General features: G+C 44.7%; 13 protein-coding genes. 10 read left to right on the top strand and 3 right to left on the bottom strand.

All coding sequences use genetic code 11. The annotated features are described in order from the left end of the window. Positions 1 to 102 precede the first annotated feature (102 nt). Positions 103 to 672 carry a flavodoxin family protein gene (locus U4956_RS07115; RefSeq protein WP_323091476.1) on the top strand — a complete coding sequence of 190 codons (570 nt, stop codon included), beginning with the start codon at positions 103 to 105 and terminating at the stop codon, positions 670 to 672. A gap of 285 nt (positions 673 to 957) precedes the next feature. On the opposite strand, the gene U4956_RS07110 is transcribed toward U4956_RS07115, so the two are convergent. Continuing rightward, positions 958 to 1,755 (bottom strand): DUF4230 domain-containing protein, encoded by a 798-nt coding sequence (locus U4956_RS07110; RefSeq protein WP_323089840.1) that lies wholly within the window; start codon positions 1,753 to 1,755, stop codon positions 958 to 960. A 391-nt stretch (positions 1,756 to 2,146) separates the two neighbouring features. Here U4956_RS07110 and rsmG point away from each other — a divergent pair, with 391 nt between their 5' ends. From rsmG to U4956_RS07095, 3 genes are read left to right on the top strand one after another with little or no spacing between them, the layout of a single operon-like run. Further along, entirely contained in the window at positions 2,147 to 2,857 is a 711-nt protein-coding gene (rsmG, locus tag U4956_RS07105; protein ID WP_323089839.1) for a 16S rRNA (guanine(527)-N(7))-methyltransferase RsmG, read from the top strand. After that, the gene (locus U4956_RS07100) at positions 2,850 to 3,629 is read left to right on the top strand and encodes a ParA family protein (RefSeq protein ID WP_323089838.1); all 780 of its coding nucleotides are present in this window, start codon (positions 2,850 to 2,852) and stop codon (positions 3,627 to 3,629) included. The genes rsmG and U4956_RS07100 overlap by 8 nt, the downstream gene beginning before the upstream one ends. After that, positions 3,626 to 4,558 carry a ParB/RepB/Spo0J family partition protein gene (locus U4956_RS07095; protein WP_323089837.1) on the top strand — a complete coding sequence of 311 codons (933 nt, stop codon included), beginning with the start codon at positions 3,626 to 3,628 and terminating at the stop codon, positions 4,556 to 4,558. Before U4956_RS07100 ends, U4956_RS07095 begins: the two co-directional genes overlap by 4 nt. Before the next feature lie 103 nt (positions 4,559 to 4,661). On the opposite strand, the gene U4956_RS07090 is transcribed toward U4956_RS07095, so the two are convergent. Beyond that, positions 4,662 to 5,210, bottom strand: coding sequence for a DUF5662 family protein (locus tag U4956_RS07090; protein ID WP_323091474.1), 549 nt, complete (start codon positions 5,208 to 5,210; stop codon positions 4,662 to 4,664). 208 nt (positions 5,211 to 5,418) lie between these two features. Continuing rightward, positions 5,419 to 5,787 carry a hypothetical protein gene (locus tag U4956_RS07085; RefSeq protein ID WP_323089836.1) on the bottom strand — a complete coding sequence of 123 codons (369 nt, stop codon included), beginning with the start codon at positions 5,785 to 5,787 and terminating at the stop codon, positions 5,419 to 5,421. Between the two features lie 78 nt (positions 5,788 to 5,865). Here U4956_RS07085 and rpmE point away from each other — a divergent pair, with 78 nt between their 5' ends. The 6 genes from rpmE (at position 5,866) to U4956_RS07055 (ending at position 14,162) form a co-directional block, all read left to right on the top strand. Continuing rightward, positions 5,866 to 6,084, top strand: coding sequence for a 50S ribosomal protein L31 (rpmE, locus tag U4956_RS07080; protein ID WP_323089835.1), 219 nt, complete (start codon positions 5,866 to 5,868; stop codon positions 6,082 to 6,084). Between the two features lie 669 nt (positions 6,085 to 6,753). Then, positions 6,754 to 8,277, top strand: coding sequence for an ATP-binding protein (locus U4956_RS07075; protein ID WP_323089834.1), 1,524 nt, complete (start codon positions 6,754 to 6,756; stop codon positions 8,275 to 8,277). 288 nt (positions 8,278 to 8,565) lie between these two features. Further along, on the top strand, positions 8,566 to 9,765 hold the full coding sequence (locus U4956_RS07070; RefSeq protein ID WP_323089833.1) for a helicase-related protein: 1,200 nt from the start codon (positions 8,566 to 8,568) through the stop codon (positions 9,763 to 9,765). 35 nt (positions 9,766 to 9,800) lie between these two features. Continuing rightward, on the top strand, positions 9,801 to 10,325 hold the full coding sequence (locus tag U4956_RS07065; protein ID WP_323089832.1) for a hypothetical protein: 525 nt from the start codon (positions 9,801 to 9,803) through the stop codon (positions 10,323 to 10,325). Between the two features lie 161 nt (positions 10,326 to 10,486). Beyond that, positions 10,487 to 12,538 (top strand): hypothetical protein, encoded by a 2,052-nt coding sequence (locus U4956_RS07060; RefSeq protein WP_323089831.1) that lies wholly within the window; start codon positions 10,487 to 10,489, stop codon positions 12,536 to 12,538. 622 nt (positions 12,539 to 13,160) lie between these two features. After that, entirely contained in the window at positions 13,161 to 14,162 is a 1,002-nt protein-coding gene (locus U4956_RS07055) for a bifunctional N-acetylglucosamine-1-phosphate uridyltransferase/glucosamine-1-phosphate acetyltransferase (protein WP_323089830.1), read from the top strand. Positions 14,163 to 14,174 lie beyond the last annotated feature (12 nt).

The following is a 14,174-nucleotide window of genomic DNA, read 5'->3' as shown; positions in this document are numbered from 1 at the left end:
TTTAGAATTGAAAAATAACAACAATGCCTTATGGCAGGAGAGGAAAACACCGATGAAAGTTTTAGTGATCAATGAAGCGCCCATCCCAATGGCAATACCGCCATTGCCCTCAAAGAAGTCGAGCGGACTTTACAGGAAAATGGAATTGAAACCGAATGGATCCATATTGGCAACAAGGATATTCGCGGCTGTATTGGCTGTGGCTATTGCCGCACGCATGGCGAATGTGTCTTCAATGATCTTGTCAACGAGACCGCAACAAAATTCGAAGAAGCCGATGGAATTGTAGTGGGTTCTCCGGTTTACTTTGCCCAGGCCAACGCAACCCTGACTGCCTTCTTAACTCGCTTGTTCTACTCCACTCCATTTGATAAAACGATGAAAGTGGGAGCTTCGGTTGTTGCCTGTCGTCGAGGCGGAGCATCCGCAACATTCGATCAGCTCAATAAATTCTTTACCATTTCCCAGATGCCGGTTGTTTCTTCCCAATACTGGAACTCCATTCACGGCCGTAGTGCCGGCGAAGCCAGGGAGGATGGCGAAGGTTTACAAATCATGCGCACACTCGGAAGAAATATGGCTTTTTTGATCAAAGCCATTGCAGCCCAGAAGGAAAAAGATGGCTTGCCTGTCAAAGAAGATGAGCATATCTTCACCAACTTCATCCGCTAGAAAAGAAGGATCAGACACCAGCGCTCCTCAAATTTTCCTCCCAAAAAGAACATCAAAAACTGTTTTGCAGATCTGAAAAATAAGAGGCCCAGAAGGCTTAAGAAAAAGCGTTCTGGGCCTTTTTCTGCCTGTTCCCTTTCCTGTAGGCCGGCAGTTTGGAGAGGGCCAAAAAGAAAACCCGAATCCTTTTTCAAAGGTTCGGGTCAGTCCGCTTTAAGGATTGAGGCAGGATTGTTGATGATTAATCACAAATCTGCGGGTGATTGGCCGAAAGGTCTGGGATGATTACTGTTCTGAGCTTTCCTGGGAATCTTCAGAATTTTCAGATTCTGAGTCAGAAGTTTCGGATTCAGAGTCTGTCTGACTTTCAGAGTCAGAGGAAGTGGAATCCTGGTTTTCTGTGGATGATTCAGAAACAGCGTCTGTTCCTTCCTGGGCAGGCGGATTGAGCGCTGCATCGAAGGTTACGTTGATCTTATATCCAGACTTGATTTCCGGAATCATGTTGAGCAGTTCGGTAATCGCCTTGGTTGCATCTTCACGCGCCCGGTCAAAGGTACCATTGGCAGCCATTTTTTCTTCAGCTTTGGCTTTCTGTTCCGTTTCAAAAGCAAGATAGTCGTTGATAGTGACCTGGTTAAAGATATTAAAGGACTGGTCGTAGACTTCTACAGTTTCAGATGGAATGGAGTTGGATAAAACCTGAATGTCAGGGCAGGTTACATTGATGGTATTGCCATTGACTTTCACTTCCATTCGATCGGTCTGAAAGCCCAGTAAAGCTTCGCCCTGGTAGGAAAGAATGAAGTTCTTTCCCGTGAAGGGGATGCTCCAGCCATTGATTTCATAAGAGTTATCAAACTTACCGATATCAGAGTAGTAGTACTTGGTGGTGATCAGATCTGAAGCCTGTTCCAGAGAGGCTTTCAGGGTAGTGCTGGTGATTTCGGTGTTCGATGTTGCGTGACCAAAGGTAAAGCAGCCGCCCACGCCGACGATCAGGCAGATCACGATTCCGGCGATCATGCCATAAAATCCATAGCGGAATTTTGGTTTCAGTCTTGTTTTCACATTTTTGCTCATGGAACTAGTGTATCATCTCGCCTGTCAGAATTTGAAAGAACCCAAACAAAAACCATGTAAACTTGTGAGAAAACAAAATTCATAAACAAATTCGGTTAAGTCTGCGTTCTTTTGTTGACCAGACTTCCAAATTCCGGAAAAGAAGCGAAAAACAGCCAATTTCTGATCGATTCTGAGGAAATAGTGAATGAAAAAGGACTCGCAAATAGACTGGTTTGTAAGGGGATTCTTTATCTGGAAGATAACTCCTCCAGATAAAGAATCCCCTTGAATCATTGGCTTCATGAAAGGGATTCCTGAAAGAGTGGCCAGTTTTCTTTTCTTTGCAGGTTCCATGGTTCAGACTGGCGGGGAGCGCAAGAGAAAAGCTGTCATGCGATATACTAGGGTCATGAATAAACAAACATTCCAGGAAAGTCTGGCCAAAGATGGGCTCAGACTTGATGAGCGGCAGCTCAATCAGTTTGAACAATACCTGCATCTTCTTCAGGAGTGGAACCAGAAGATGAATTTAACCGCGATTACGCAAGAAGAAGAAGTATGGGAAAAGCATTTTTATGATTCTGTCGTTCCTTTTTTACATGCAGATTTTAAAACACTGGCCGATGTAGGCAGCGGTGCCGGTTTTCCTGGCATTCCTCTGGCTATCGTCTGGCCAGACCGGCAGTTTACGCTCATTGAACCATTGGCTAAACGCTGCAAATTCTTAGAGGAAGTCAAAAAGCAGCTGGGACTGGCCAATGTGACCATCGTCAACGAACGCGCAGAAGATTTTGTCAAAACGCATCGCGGTCAGTTTGATGTGGTCAGTGCAAGAGCAGTGGCAAGACTTTCGGTTCTGCTTGAGCTTTGCATTCCATTATTAAAACCAGATGGCGCTTTTATCGCCTTAAAAGGAGCAGCCGGTCTGACTGAACTGAAAAACGCTGCGCCTGCCTTAAAAGCCCTTCATGTTGAAGCTGCATCGATTGATCAGTTTGAACTGGGCAAAGAGGGGGAGCGTACGATTATTACCTTCCGCAAAACGGCACCAACTCCGGCCAAATATCCGCGGAATTACTCTTTGATTAAGAAAAAACCACTGGAGGATTTAGATGGCTAAAATCATCGCAATTTCAAACCAGAAAGGCGGGGTAGGCAAAACCACAACCGCCATCAACTTATCGAGCGCCCTGGCAAGACTGGGCAATAAGGTTTTGCTGGTCGACTTTGACTCGCAGGGCAACGCTTCTCAGGGACTTGGTGCTCTTAAAAGCAATGGACAGCCAACTGTTTATAACGTTATTCTCGAAGACTTTCCCATTGAGCGGGCAATTGTCCCTGGGGATAAAACACCCGTTGATGTTCTGCCAAGCAACATGTCCTTAGCAGGTGCAGATCTGGCCATGGACCGTTTAGGAGAAGGCAAGGAAAATCTGCTCAAAAATGCCCTGGAACAGGTGCGTGACCAGTACGATTTCATCCTGATCGACTGTCCACCCTCTTTGGGTCTGCTCAATACCAATGCTTTGACTGCTGCTGACAGTGTCTTAATCCCTGTGCAGTGTGAATACTATGCGCTGGAAGGTGTGACCCAGCTGCTTTTGACCATTCGCCTGGTCCAGAAGACAAGCAACCCGCATCTTTCTATTGAGGGCATCTTGATGACAATGTTTGACTACCGGACAAGACTTTCGGTGGACGTATCTCAGGAAGTCAGGCAGACATTTGGCCGTCTGGTTTATCAGAATTCAATTCCCCGCAACGTTAAGCTTTCAGAAGCACCCAGCCGCAGCGTTTCAATCTTTGAATACGATATGAAATGTAAAGGAGCCCAGGCTTACGCCAGACTTTCGCGGGAAATGCTGCATCTGAAAGAAGACGATCTGGTATGAGTGCGAGCCATTCAGAGAACAGCCGTTTAGGCAAAGGTCTGTCTTCGATTTTTGGCGGGGATATCACCCGCATGCTGGATGACATTCAAAACGGCGAAAGCAGTTCGGATCATTACACTCAGATGCAGATTCCAGTCGATCAGATCCGTCCCAATCCATATCAGCCGCGTAAAATCTTTGATGAAGCGGCACTGCAGGAACTGGCTGCCTCCATTGAAGAACATGGAGTCTTTACTCCAATTCTGGTCAAGAAAAGTATTCATGGCTATGAGCTGATTGCAGGGGAAAGACGGCTGCGCGCAAGCAAGCTGGCGCATAAAACGGAAATCCCGGCGATTGTCGTTGATTTTGATGATACCCAGATGATGGAAATTTCACTGCTGGAAAACATTCAGCGTGAAAATCTCAATGTCATTGAAGAAGCCCGCGCCTATGATCAGCTGATCAAAAACCTTCACTATACCCAGGAACAGCTCGCTGCAAGAGTTGGAAAATCCCGTGAACATATTGCCAACCTGATGCGGCTGCTTCGCCTGCCGGATGAAGTCAGCCAGATGGTCATTGATAAAAAACTTTCCATGGGGCATGTCCGCGCTCTGTTAGCCCTTAAAGATGATTCCTCCATGAAAAAGCTCGCCATTCAGGCCTATGAGCAGGGCTGGTCGGTGCGAACGATGGAGCAGAAAGTCAAAGAGCTCCAGGAAAGCCGTAAGAAAGCTGAAAAAACGGCCAAAGAAAAAGCCGAACGGCAGGCTGCCGAACAGGCCTTCGGTGAAAATATTTTTATTCGCGAAGCCAATCATCAGCTTGAAGAGTTTTTCCAGACTCCGGTCAAGATCAAACCGAATGCGATTACGATTCATTATGAAAATGAGCAGGATCTGACCCGGATTCTTGAACTGTTGTCACTGACGGAAAGTGAATACTGAGATCGTGCAGATTCAAAGCTTGATCCCTGCCTGGAATCAGGCGATCCCATCGCGAGACTGGATCTTGAAAAAACTATAGAGAAAAGAAAACAGGATCGGATCCCTAAATTGGAACCGATCCTGTTTTGCGGTAGATCTTTAAAAGTCTGCGGATTCTGCGAATGGTTGCATCCAGTCCGTACTGGCGAAGATAAGAAAGCAGATAGACAATCTGACGCTGAGTTTTGGGATGAATCATCATATTTTTTTCATGATCCTTGTAATAGCGATACGCCGAATCATCTTTGTAGTTGTCTTTCAGATAGATCATGCTGGCCGCTACCCGGTCACACCACATCTCTACGACATAGTTAAATTCCATCGCCACCGGATGAATGCCATGCGGACTGTTATCGAGCCAGTATTCCCAGTGATGGGGATTGCGGCCTTTATGATGCAGCCAGGAAAAGGAGTAGCCTTCAGCTTCTTTTTGCGCATCAATCGGAGAGCGAAAGCCCTGATAGTATCTGAAGCCGGTCTTCAGTTCTACCGGATTGTATTTGGATAAATCGTGAAGCAGTCCCTGTTTATACAGGCCGCATCGAAAACAAAGTTCCATCACTTTGGTTTTGTGCTGGTTGATGGTCGAAAAATGGCCCTGGATTTTCTGCAGAGAATTCAGTTTCGCAGCCTGGTGGGCTTTTTCGGCCAGAGAAGCTGCCGGTGTTGAAGCAGCCAAAGGGGAATCAGAGACAGTCTGATCGGTTTTAGGAGTAGTTTTTGAATTTAAAGAGAGTGGAGTCTGAGTTATAGGCATGTTAGCATCTTCTTCAATAGAAACGGAGAAGCCATCTGGAAAGAGTTAAATATTCAAAGGCAGATCAAAGACAATGTGGACTTCTCATTACCTTCATTGTACTCAAAGCCATCAAAAGAACCGACCTTTTCGCAAAAAAGTCCTGTTTAAAAGGCATCCATCTGCCAAAAAAGTTTTCGAAACCAGCAAAAACCGACAAAGGATGAGTGGCCATTCCAGATCTTTGCTCTGTAAAAGAACAAAAATCAGAAACGTCTGATGGAAGAAGAGGCAATGCAAGGAGAATGATTTGAGAATGAATTGCCTGGCTGATAATTCTATGTGGTGCATTAAATACATAATATATTGAGTAAAACGGATGAAAATCAGCATAATTTAGATGATGCAGGAAGCGCGAAGAAAAAATTCTTGCTTTTTTGAGTTTGAGTTGCATTGACTGGGGTGGGTTGCTATAATGCATAGGCACTTACTTTAAACCAGCCGATGGTTTAAGGCGGAAGGAGGAACTGGCATGAAAAAGGGAATTCATCCTAATTACCATACCGTTACTGTTGTTTGCTCTTCCTGCGGCAATAAGTTTGAATCCGGATCTACTGTGAAAGGTGACACTCTTCGCGTAGATACTTGCAGCAACTGCCATCCATTCTACACTGGACGTCAGCGCTTCGCAGCCGCACAGGGACGTATTGAAAAGTTCAACAGAAAATACGGACGCAACGAAAACAAGTAAATTTGAAAAATTCCGCCCATTCGGCGGTTTTTTTTTGGATCTTACGCAAATGTGGTTTTTAACACTAATAATCCTGGAGAATGAATAAGCTTGCATCATTCATATTGTTGATTAAATAATCAATACCTAATTCGAGATGAGTTGGCCTATCGCATCTTGGGTTATTGGGCTTAGCGGCAATTGCTATCGTCGATAATAATGATGATAGCTAAACACGATATTTGCGTAAGAGCCTTTTTTTTGCCATCTTGAACCTCAGATTTATATTTAACAGGGCAAAATTCCGCTGATTTTTCTTCATCTTAGAAGAGCGCAATAAAGGAATAGAATGCTTTAACGATTTTTGCTCATAAAAAATCGTTGAAGTTTGAAATTCACTGTTGAGAAATCGTTGAAGTTCGAGATTTATTGTTGAGAAATCGTTGAAGTTTGAGATTTATTGTTGAGAAATCGTTGAAATTCGAGATTTACTGTTGAGAAATCGTTGAAGTTTGAAATTCACTGTTGAGAAATCGTTGAAATTCGAGATTTATTGTTGAGAAATCGTTGAAGATTCGAATTTTTCCATTGATAATATAGCAATACAAATGATTTATGAGCGCAATATAAGGATGTAGATTAAAAATGCTTTAAATTAACGATTATTCGTTTAAGCAGAAAGGAAATCAGATGGTACACGAAGAGATAATTGTTTGGGTGAAGAAAATTCAAGAAGATCGATGTGAATCTAATTTTCTTGAGCTCAAAAAGGCTTCAGGTGGCTGCCCAAATAAACTGTATGATACCTTTTCCTCCTTTTCAAATCAGGATGAAGGGGGAGTAATTGCATTTGGTATTGATGAAACGACATATGAATTGGTTGGCGTTTATAATGCAGCTGATCTTCAAAAAAAGGTTGCGGAAAAATGTTTGGAAATGGAGCCTCCTGTTCGAGCAATTCTTTCCGCTTCAACAATTGAAGGGAAAAGTGTCGTGATAGCTGAGGTTCCCGGCGTTCAGTATGAGAAGAGACCTGTTTATTATAAACCAAAAGGAATTGTAAAAGGATCCTATGTTCGGGTAGGTGATGCCGATCTGCCAATGACTGAATATGAAATTTATCAATATGATGCTTATCGGCGCGGGATAAAAGAAGATCGGCGAATTGTGGATTCGGGCTGGGTCATGAAAGATGAGAATTTGCTGAAAAGTTATGTCGAGAAGGTCAGACAAGGGAATAACACACTGTTTGAGAATATGACTGATGAAGAACTTCTTGAATTACACAGCATTGTAAAAGATGGAAAGCCAACAATGACTGGATTGATGGTTTTTTCTAAGTATCCCCAAGCCTGTTTTCCTAATTTGGCAATCAAAGCGTCCCGCAGTCCAGGAATAGAACGGGGAGCAGCTACTGTAGAAGGCATGAGATTTCTTGAAAGTAAGAAGATTGTCGGTTCTATTCCCTTAATGCTGGAAGAAGCAATGAAATTTGTAGCCAGAAACTCTAGAGTGCAGATCGCAATCGATGAAAATGGGCAACGAATTGACAGGCCTGAGTATCCAATCAGAGCAGTACGAGAAGCTATTATCAATGCTTTAATTCATAGAGATTACAGCCGTTACACAGAAGATTCAGCAATCTTGATTGAGATGTATCAGGATCGAATGGAAATTATCAATAAGGGCGGTATTTATGGAAATGTTTCGGTTACCCGGCTTGGAAAAGAAAGTCCAGAAACACGAAATAGCACGCTGACAACAGTAATGGAAGAATTGAATTATTCGGAAAACCGTTTTTCAGGTATTCCCACTATGAGAAGTGAGATGCTGAAAGCTGGTTTGCCAGAACCGGTGTTTGAAGATAACCGGAATGAATTTAAAGTGATTTTTTACAATCATGAAAGTCATGCTGTTGAGCAGAATGTGGTGAATAACTTAACAGAAGTAAAAGCTTTTTCTATTTTTAATAGTCTTAGCAGCATTGAAAAAGAGTGTATTCGTTTTTGCAGGACAGCTAAATCGAGAGCGGAAATTTCAGAACATCTTGGAAAAACAAGGAATTACGTTTCAACGACAATTATTCGCCCACTTTTAGACTCTGGGTTGATGCAGATGACAATTCCAGAAAAACCCAGAAGTAAAAATCAGAGATTTGTCGTTTCAGAATTATATCAAAACATTCTTGCTAAAATGGATAAAGATACTGAGTGAATAAAGTCGATCAAACCAAATATCCAGTCAGGTCTGGTTAAGAAAGTTTAAAAGACCGGGCTGAAGAACTGGTCTTGTTGGATTGGAATCCGTGACATAGACAGGTTTTCCAGTCATTTTCAAAGTAAGCCATCATGGACAGCTGCGATCTATACGCGGCTGTTTTTTAATCTGGGCAGGCTGAACTGGATGGAAGAAGAAGTCAGTTTACTGATCTAGAGACATGTCTCATCTCTTTGCGTATATCCAAGTATGAAATGTTTACGATGTCAAAATGAAGATCCTGCCTTGTTCTTTGAAGTGCAGGGGAAATGGATCTGTCGCAAGTGTCTGGACTTTGGCCCCTTGCCTGCTGGACAACTACCCCGAAAACCAAAGCTGTGCCATACACGCTGGGTGGGAAAACCTGTTCTTGAATTTGAGCTGATGCCTTTTCAAAAAGAAGTCTCTGCGAAAGCCCTGAAAATCCTTCAAAGCAAAAAAGATGTGCTGATTTATGCGGCTGCAGGGGCGGGGAAAACAGAGATCTCGCTGGAAAGCATCTGCTGGTATCTGGCTTTGGGAAAGAAAGTCTGTTTTGCGATCAGCCGCAGACAAGTCGTGATTGAAATTGCAAAACGCCTTTCAAAAAACTTTCCTGAACTGAAGGTGATTGCGGTTTGTGAAGGGATGACCAAAGTCACGGATGCTGATCTGATTGTGTGCACGACCCATCAGCTCTATCGATATCCCTTCTGTTTTGATCTGCTCATTCTTGATGAACTGGATGCTTTCCCCTATGCAGGCAATGAGGTGCTTGAAGCTATAGCCTGCCAATCCTGCATCGGCCAGAAGATGCTTTTGAGCGCGACCCCGGATGCCAAGTCTTTACGGGCCATTGAAAATCATGAAATGGAGATGGTGAATCTGTTCAAACGCCCGCACCAAAAGCCTTTGTGTGTCCCGGATGTGGTGACCTGCTCGAAATTTCGGATGGTGTTGAAAATCATCCGCAAGTGCAAAAAACATATTCAAAATGGAAAGCAGGTTCTGTTATTTGTGCCGCGGATTGCGGATACCAAGTGGATGAAGTGGGTTTTAAAGCCGTTTTTTGCGGTGGATGTGATTCATTCCAAGTCAAAAGACAAAGATGAAATCATGGCCCGCTTTCATGCCAGAAAGAGCATGGTGTTAATATGTACAACTCTACTCGAACGAGGAATTACGGTTCCCTCCGTCCAGGTGATCGTGTACCGGGCAGATCATCTCGTGTTTACAACCGCCAGCCTGATTCAGATTTTCGGCAGAGCGGGACGAAGCTTCAAGGATCCTTACGGCGAAGGGACGGCCTATATTCAAAGTCCCTCCAAAGCTCTCAACGAATGCCTGCGTCAGCTCAATCACATGAACAGTGTCTCTGGTGTGCAGGAAAACAGACCGGGTGCGAAACCCTGGCCAGACTTTTTCAGGGGCCGGGACTCCTCTGCCCGGAATGTGAGAAAAAGCTGAAACCGAAGGATCTGGTTGTTTGGGTCTCAAATGAAATGCTGGAAGCACAAAAGCAATTCAGGCCAGATCAACAAGGCCAATATCACGATCCATACCAAGAGAAGAAATCAAAGAAAAAGAAGATTTATGTCCTCTATGAAAACAACGCTGAAACGGAAAGGCTGCTCAGAAGAATTCTGCAGTATGGCGATCTGGATCCGGCAAGAGTCTTTCTGGAAAATTATCCTCAACATAGAAAACTTCTGGGGAAAGTTCCGATCAAAGTCGTGGGGATGTCGTTTCGAAGTCCGGCGTTTCAGGCTTTCTTTTTTGGGATCCAATTAAAGTCCGCCTTTGCGATCGAACAGGCAAAAGGAAGTCTGGTTTCTTATCTGGCCCTCTCGCTGCTGCCCCTCAATGACCAGCAGATTGCCTGGCTGCTTTCAGATCCATATTGTATTGGACTCTGGATGCTGGTTCAGGATCCAGAGTGGATTGAAAATCATCAGAAAAAGAACAGACTCGACTGGACAATACTTTTTGGAAAAAATGTCCACCGTCCACAAATAAAGAAGTTTTAGCGAATTCTTTCGAAAGATTCACAAGGATCAGTTTCAAACTCCCATTTAATCCGCTATCATACAATGCGCCTGATTGTATCTTGACCCTTGTAATGCTTATGGGGATCGACCATACTTAGGCTTTAAATATTTGTTAGAATAGCGACAAAGGGGGCTTGTTCATGAGTAAAAGTGAAAATGATCTTTTAGATTCACTGCTGGATTCTTTATCAGATGACCAGGAAATGGAAAAAAAGATTGGTGAATTTGCCCGGAACAAAGAGCGGATGCAGCGCATTGAGCGTGCAAGGCAAACATCCGAACAGTTCCAGCAGACCTATTCCCGTCAGGGACAAAATAGCCGTCAGGCCAATACCAATGGCTCCAATGTCAGCCCCAAACCTCAAAGTCAGGAGGCCGACATTCCCGACTTTTTAAATTCGCATCAAAGTACGCCAAATACATCAAATAACCCCAATACAGCGGGCAGTTTGGATCTTCACCGTCAGCCAGATGAATTCGGCCAGACAAGAGTACAGTCTCCATTGGCGGATGACTTTGGGCAGACGCCTGTGATGAATGGTCAGAACTTTGACCAGACTCGTCATCAGCCCTCGGGTATGGCAGAGGATTCTTTCGATCACACCCGGGTGATGAATAGCCCATATGGATCTGCTCCGGCAGGGGATCAGAATCTGGACCAGACCCGCACAGCCGGGCCGTTTGGTCAGAAAGATCTTTCTTCGGATATGGGAACAACCCGTCCAATTCAGGATTTTTCCAGCATGAGTCCAAATCCGAACCCGAATCTGGAAGCTACCAGAACCTATCAGGCTGGCGGCATGAATCCGAACATGGCGCAGACGCAGACTTTCAACCCACGGCAGCCCGTGGGCAATCCTGTTCCACCGTATACCCAGCACACGGCAACTCATCAGCCCTACGATGTTCCCGATCTGACTGGTCGCATCAATGTGGGCGGTTATGGCCAGGAAGATCTCGAACAGACGCGCCGCATGCCAAATCCCGGGGATGCCGGCTCAACGCGGGTGTTTAACTCCGCCCAGGCCAGTACCAATGCTGGAGCAGGCGATGGCACCGTACGGATGAATAAAGACGAAATCCGCAAGTTCAGTGAACAGGATGAACCGCTGCTGCACCGTGAATATCTGAAAAGCGATGAAGATGAGGATGATTTTGATGAAAGCCTGCTTCGCAAGGAGCCAGCCTATCGCAAAGAACCCTCTTATTCCCGTTCAAGATCCCACAAAAAACGCCGCAGTCCCTGGAAAACCTATGCGATTATCTGTGGTGTCGTGCTGGCCATTGTATTGGTTGGAACAGGCGGGGTGATGACCAAACGCTTTATCGATTCCCAGGCGAGCAGTGTTCAGAACAATGAACAGTTCCAGAAGTTGTTTGACTGGATCAGCAATTACGGTTCCTACGATGATTCCGAGCGCAAGAAAATCCTCGATTTCCGCAGTGTGTATGAAAAACTCGGAGATGAAAATAAGCAGAAAATCAACGATACCCTGATGGCTTTAACCGGCAAGACCTTTGATGAACTGCTCGTTGCCGCTGACGATAAGGACAAACCGGATGCAAGCAACGAAAACGTGGCCAACGCCGAACGAAAAGCCAAACTGAAAGATGAGATGGCTTCGCTGCAGGCTGAAATTGATACGCTGACCGGTCGACTCAATCAGACTACTGAGCGAATTGCACAGGCAGAAAATGAATACAACCAGAAAAAGGCCGACTATGACAACGCGGTAGCTGCAGCGCAGACTGCCCAAAGCAATGTTGACCTCTACACCGGCCAGCTTGCCAATCTGCCCAATAATGATCAGGAACTGCAGGATCAGATTCTTTCTTTGCAAAACCAGCTTGAAGAGCTGATCAACAGCAGTAATGACCATCATGACAGCAGTCAGACTTCCGATTCTTCGATTGTGGACAACCGCGATCAGCTGCGGGCTCAGATTTTCGAACTCCAGACCCAGAAAACAAACAATGCGCAAACTCGCTCTGACCTCGAAGATAACCTCGCCTCTGCCCAGCAGACCCTGAATGATGCCAACAACTCTCTGTCTTCTTTAAAACAGGCAGCCGATACGGCTTATGGTGCATGGCAGGCCATCAAAAACGATGCCGATCCAATCCAGGCGGAGATTGTATCCAAGACCAACGAGATGAATTCTTTGCAGTCTGAATACGATTCGATTCAGTAAGGCGGTTTAACAGTCCAGAATCGGACAGATGCAAAAGCATCAGATAAAAAAGCTGGATTGCAAAAGCGCCTGATTTAAAAGAGTCAGACTTAAAAAAGAATTGTTCAAAAAAAATCACCAAAAAGAGTTGCTCAAAAAACAGAAATCAAATCAACAGACGACTTTTCCCCTTTTGAAAATCTCCTGGCCAGAATCATTTCTGGAAAGGGGATGATCAAAGAAGGGATGAGAAGTCGTCTTTTTCTCTGTTTGCCCGACCGATCATTTTCTGGAAGGAAAAGGAACTTTACTCTGACGGCTCGGCCTGGACAGAGCCTGAAATCAGGATTTTGAAAGCGGAATAAAGAAAAGGCGAGAGTGGCCGGATTTCCCAAAAACTATGAAAAAGTCCCATAAAATAGCCAGAAGTCAATAAAAAGTTGTTGGAAGTAAGAAATTAACAGAAAATAAAAACAGGCAAAAAAATGATCATAAAAGAAATCGGAACATATAACAGAACTCGATAAAATCATCTTCGACGCAAGATGAAAGCAGACGTTTGTTTTCTGAAACCTGATGTTCAGAGCCAAAAGACGCCATTGAAAGGCCGTATGCTAAAATACTCGCGGAAGGTGGTTCACTTATGCAGAAAAATGCCATTATCCTTGCCGCAGGCAAAGGAACCCGAATGAAATCGGAAAAGAACAAAGTGATGCATATGTTGATTGATCGACCGATTTTAGCCTACCCGATGGATGCTTTAAAGAAAGCCGGAGCCGACCGCATTGTGATCGTTGCCGGATATCAAGCCGATTCTTTAAAGCAGGCTTTTGCGGACGCTGAATTTGCGATGCAGGAAGAACAGTTAGGAACAGGCCATGCCGTCATGCAGTGCACCGTCTTAAAAGACGAGCCTGGATATACCTTAGTCATGAATGGCGATGTTCCCTGCCTGAAAGCCGAAACGCTGGAAAGACTTTACCAGGAAGCAGAAAACCACTCCCTGGTTTTACTTTCAGCCATTCTGGAAGATGGCGCCCATTATGGACGTGTCGTTCGCTCTGAAAGCGGCCAGGTAAAAGCCATTGTGGAAGCCAAAGACTGCACCCCCTGGCAAAAAGAGATCAAGGAGATCAACGCAGGGGTGTATTGCTTTAACAATCGCGATCTGTTCGACTCTTTAGGAGAGCTGACAACCAACAATGCCCAGCACGAATATTACCTCACGGATCTGGTAAAAATCCTTTCCGCCAAAGGAAAAAGCGTTCAGGCCATTGCAGCCGACCCAGATGAAATGGCCGGAATCAACACGGTCAGCGAACTTGCACAAGTCTATACCTGGATGAAAGATAACATTAATCGCTATTGGCTGGAACAGGGGGTTCAGATTGTTGACCCTTCTAGAACCGTGATCGGAAAAGATGTCAGATTTGGACATGATGTCATCGTCTACCCTGACACGCACATCCTTGGAAACACAGTGATCGGCGATTTTGTCGAAATTTATCCTCAGACATGGATTTCAGATTCCAGCATTGGCGATCACTCCCGAATTCAGGCCAGCATTATTGAAAATGCCAGCGTCCCTGAACATTCTTCAATCACACATCAAGTCGTAAAGGAAGGAACGGACATTCAAGCATGAAAAAAACTGAAG

This window comes from Allobaculum sp. JKK-2023 (assembly GCF_034745455.1).
Classification (GTDB): domain Bacteria; phylum Bacillota_I; class Bacilli_A; order Erysipelotrichales; family Erysipelotrichaceae; genus Allobaculum.
The sequence above is the reverse complement of the archived record's forward strand: the minus strand, read 5'-3'. Positions and strand labels throughout refer to the sequence as shown.

Bases quoted from the DNA above. Each gene is read 5' to 3' on its own strand.
- U4956_RS07110 (WP_323089840.1), bottom strand. From the start codon at position 1,755: ATGAGCAAAAATGTGAAAACAAGACTGAAACCAAAATTCCGCTATGGA.
- rsmG (WP_323089839.1), top strand. From the start codon at position 2,147: ATGAATAAACAAACATTCCAGGAAAGTCTGGCCAAAGATGGGCTCAGA.
- U4956_RS07100 (WP_323089838.1), top strand. From the start codon at position 2,850: ATGGCTAAAATCATCGCAATTTCAAACCAGAAAGGCGGGGTAGGCAAA.
- U4956_RS07095 (WP_323089837.1), top strand. From the start codon at position 3,626: ATGAGTGCGAGCCATTCAGAGAACAGCCGTTTAGGCAAAGGTCTGTCT.
- U4956_RS07085 (WP_323089836.1), bottom strand. From the start codon at position 5,787: ATGCAACTCAAACTCAAAAAAGCAAGAATTTTTTCTTCGCGCTTCCTG.
- rpmE (WP_323089835.1), top strand. From the start codon at position 5,866: ATGAAAAAGGGAATTCATCCTAATTACCATACCGTTACTGTTGTTTGC.
- U4956_RS07075 (WP_323089834.1), top strand. From the start codon at position 6,754: ATGGTACACGAAGAGATAATTGTTTGGGTGAAGAAAATTCAAGAAGAT.
- U4956_RS07065 (WP_323089832.1), top strand. From the start codon at position 9,801: ATGCTGGAAGCACAAAAGCAATTCAGGCCAGATCAACAAGGCCAATAT.
- U4956_RS07060 (WP_323089831.1), top strand. From the start codon at position 10,487: ATGAGTAAAAGTGAAAATGATCTTTTAGATTCACTGCTGGATTCTTTA.
- U4956_RS07055 (WP_323089830.1), top strand. From the start codon at position 13,161: ATGCAGAAAAATGCCATTATCCTTGCCGCAGGCAAAGGAACCCGAATG.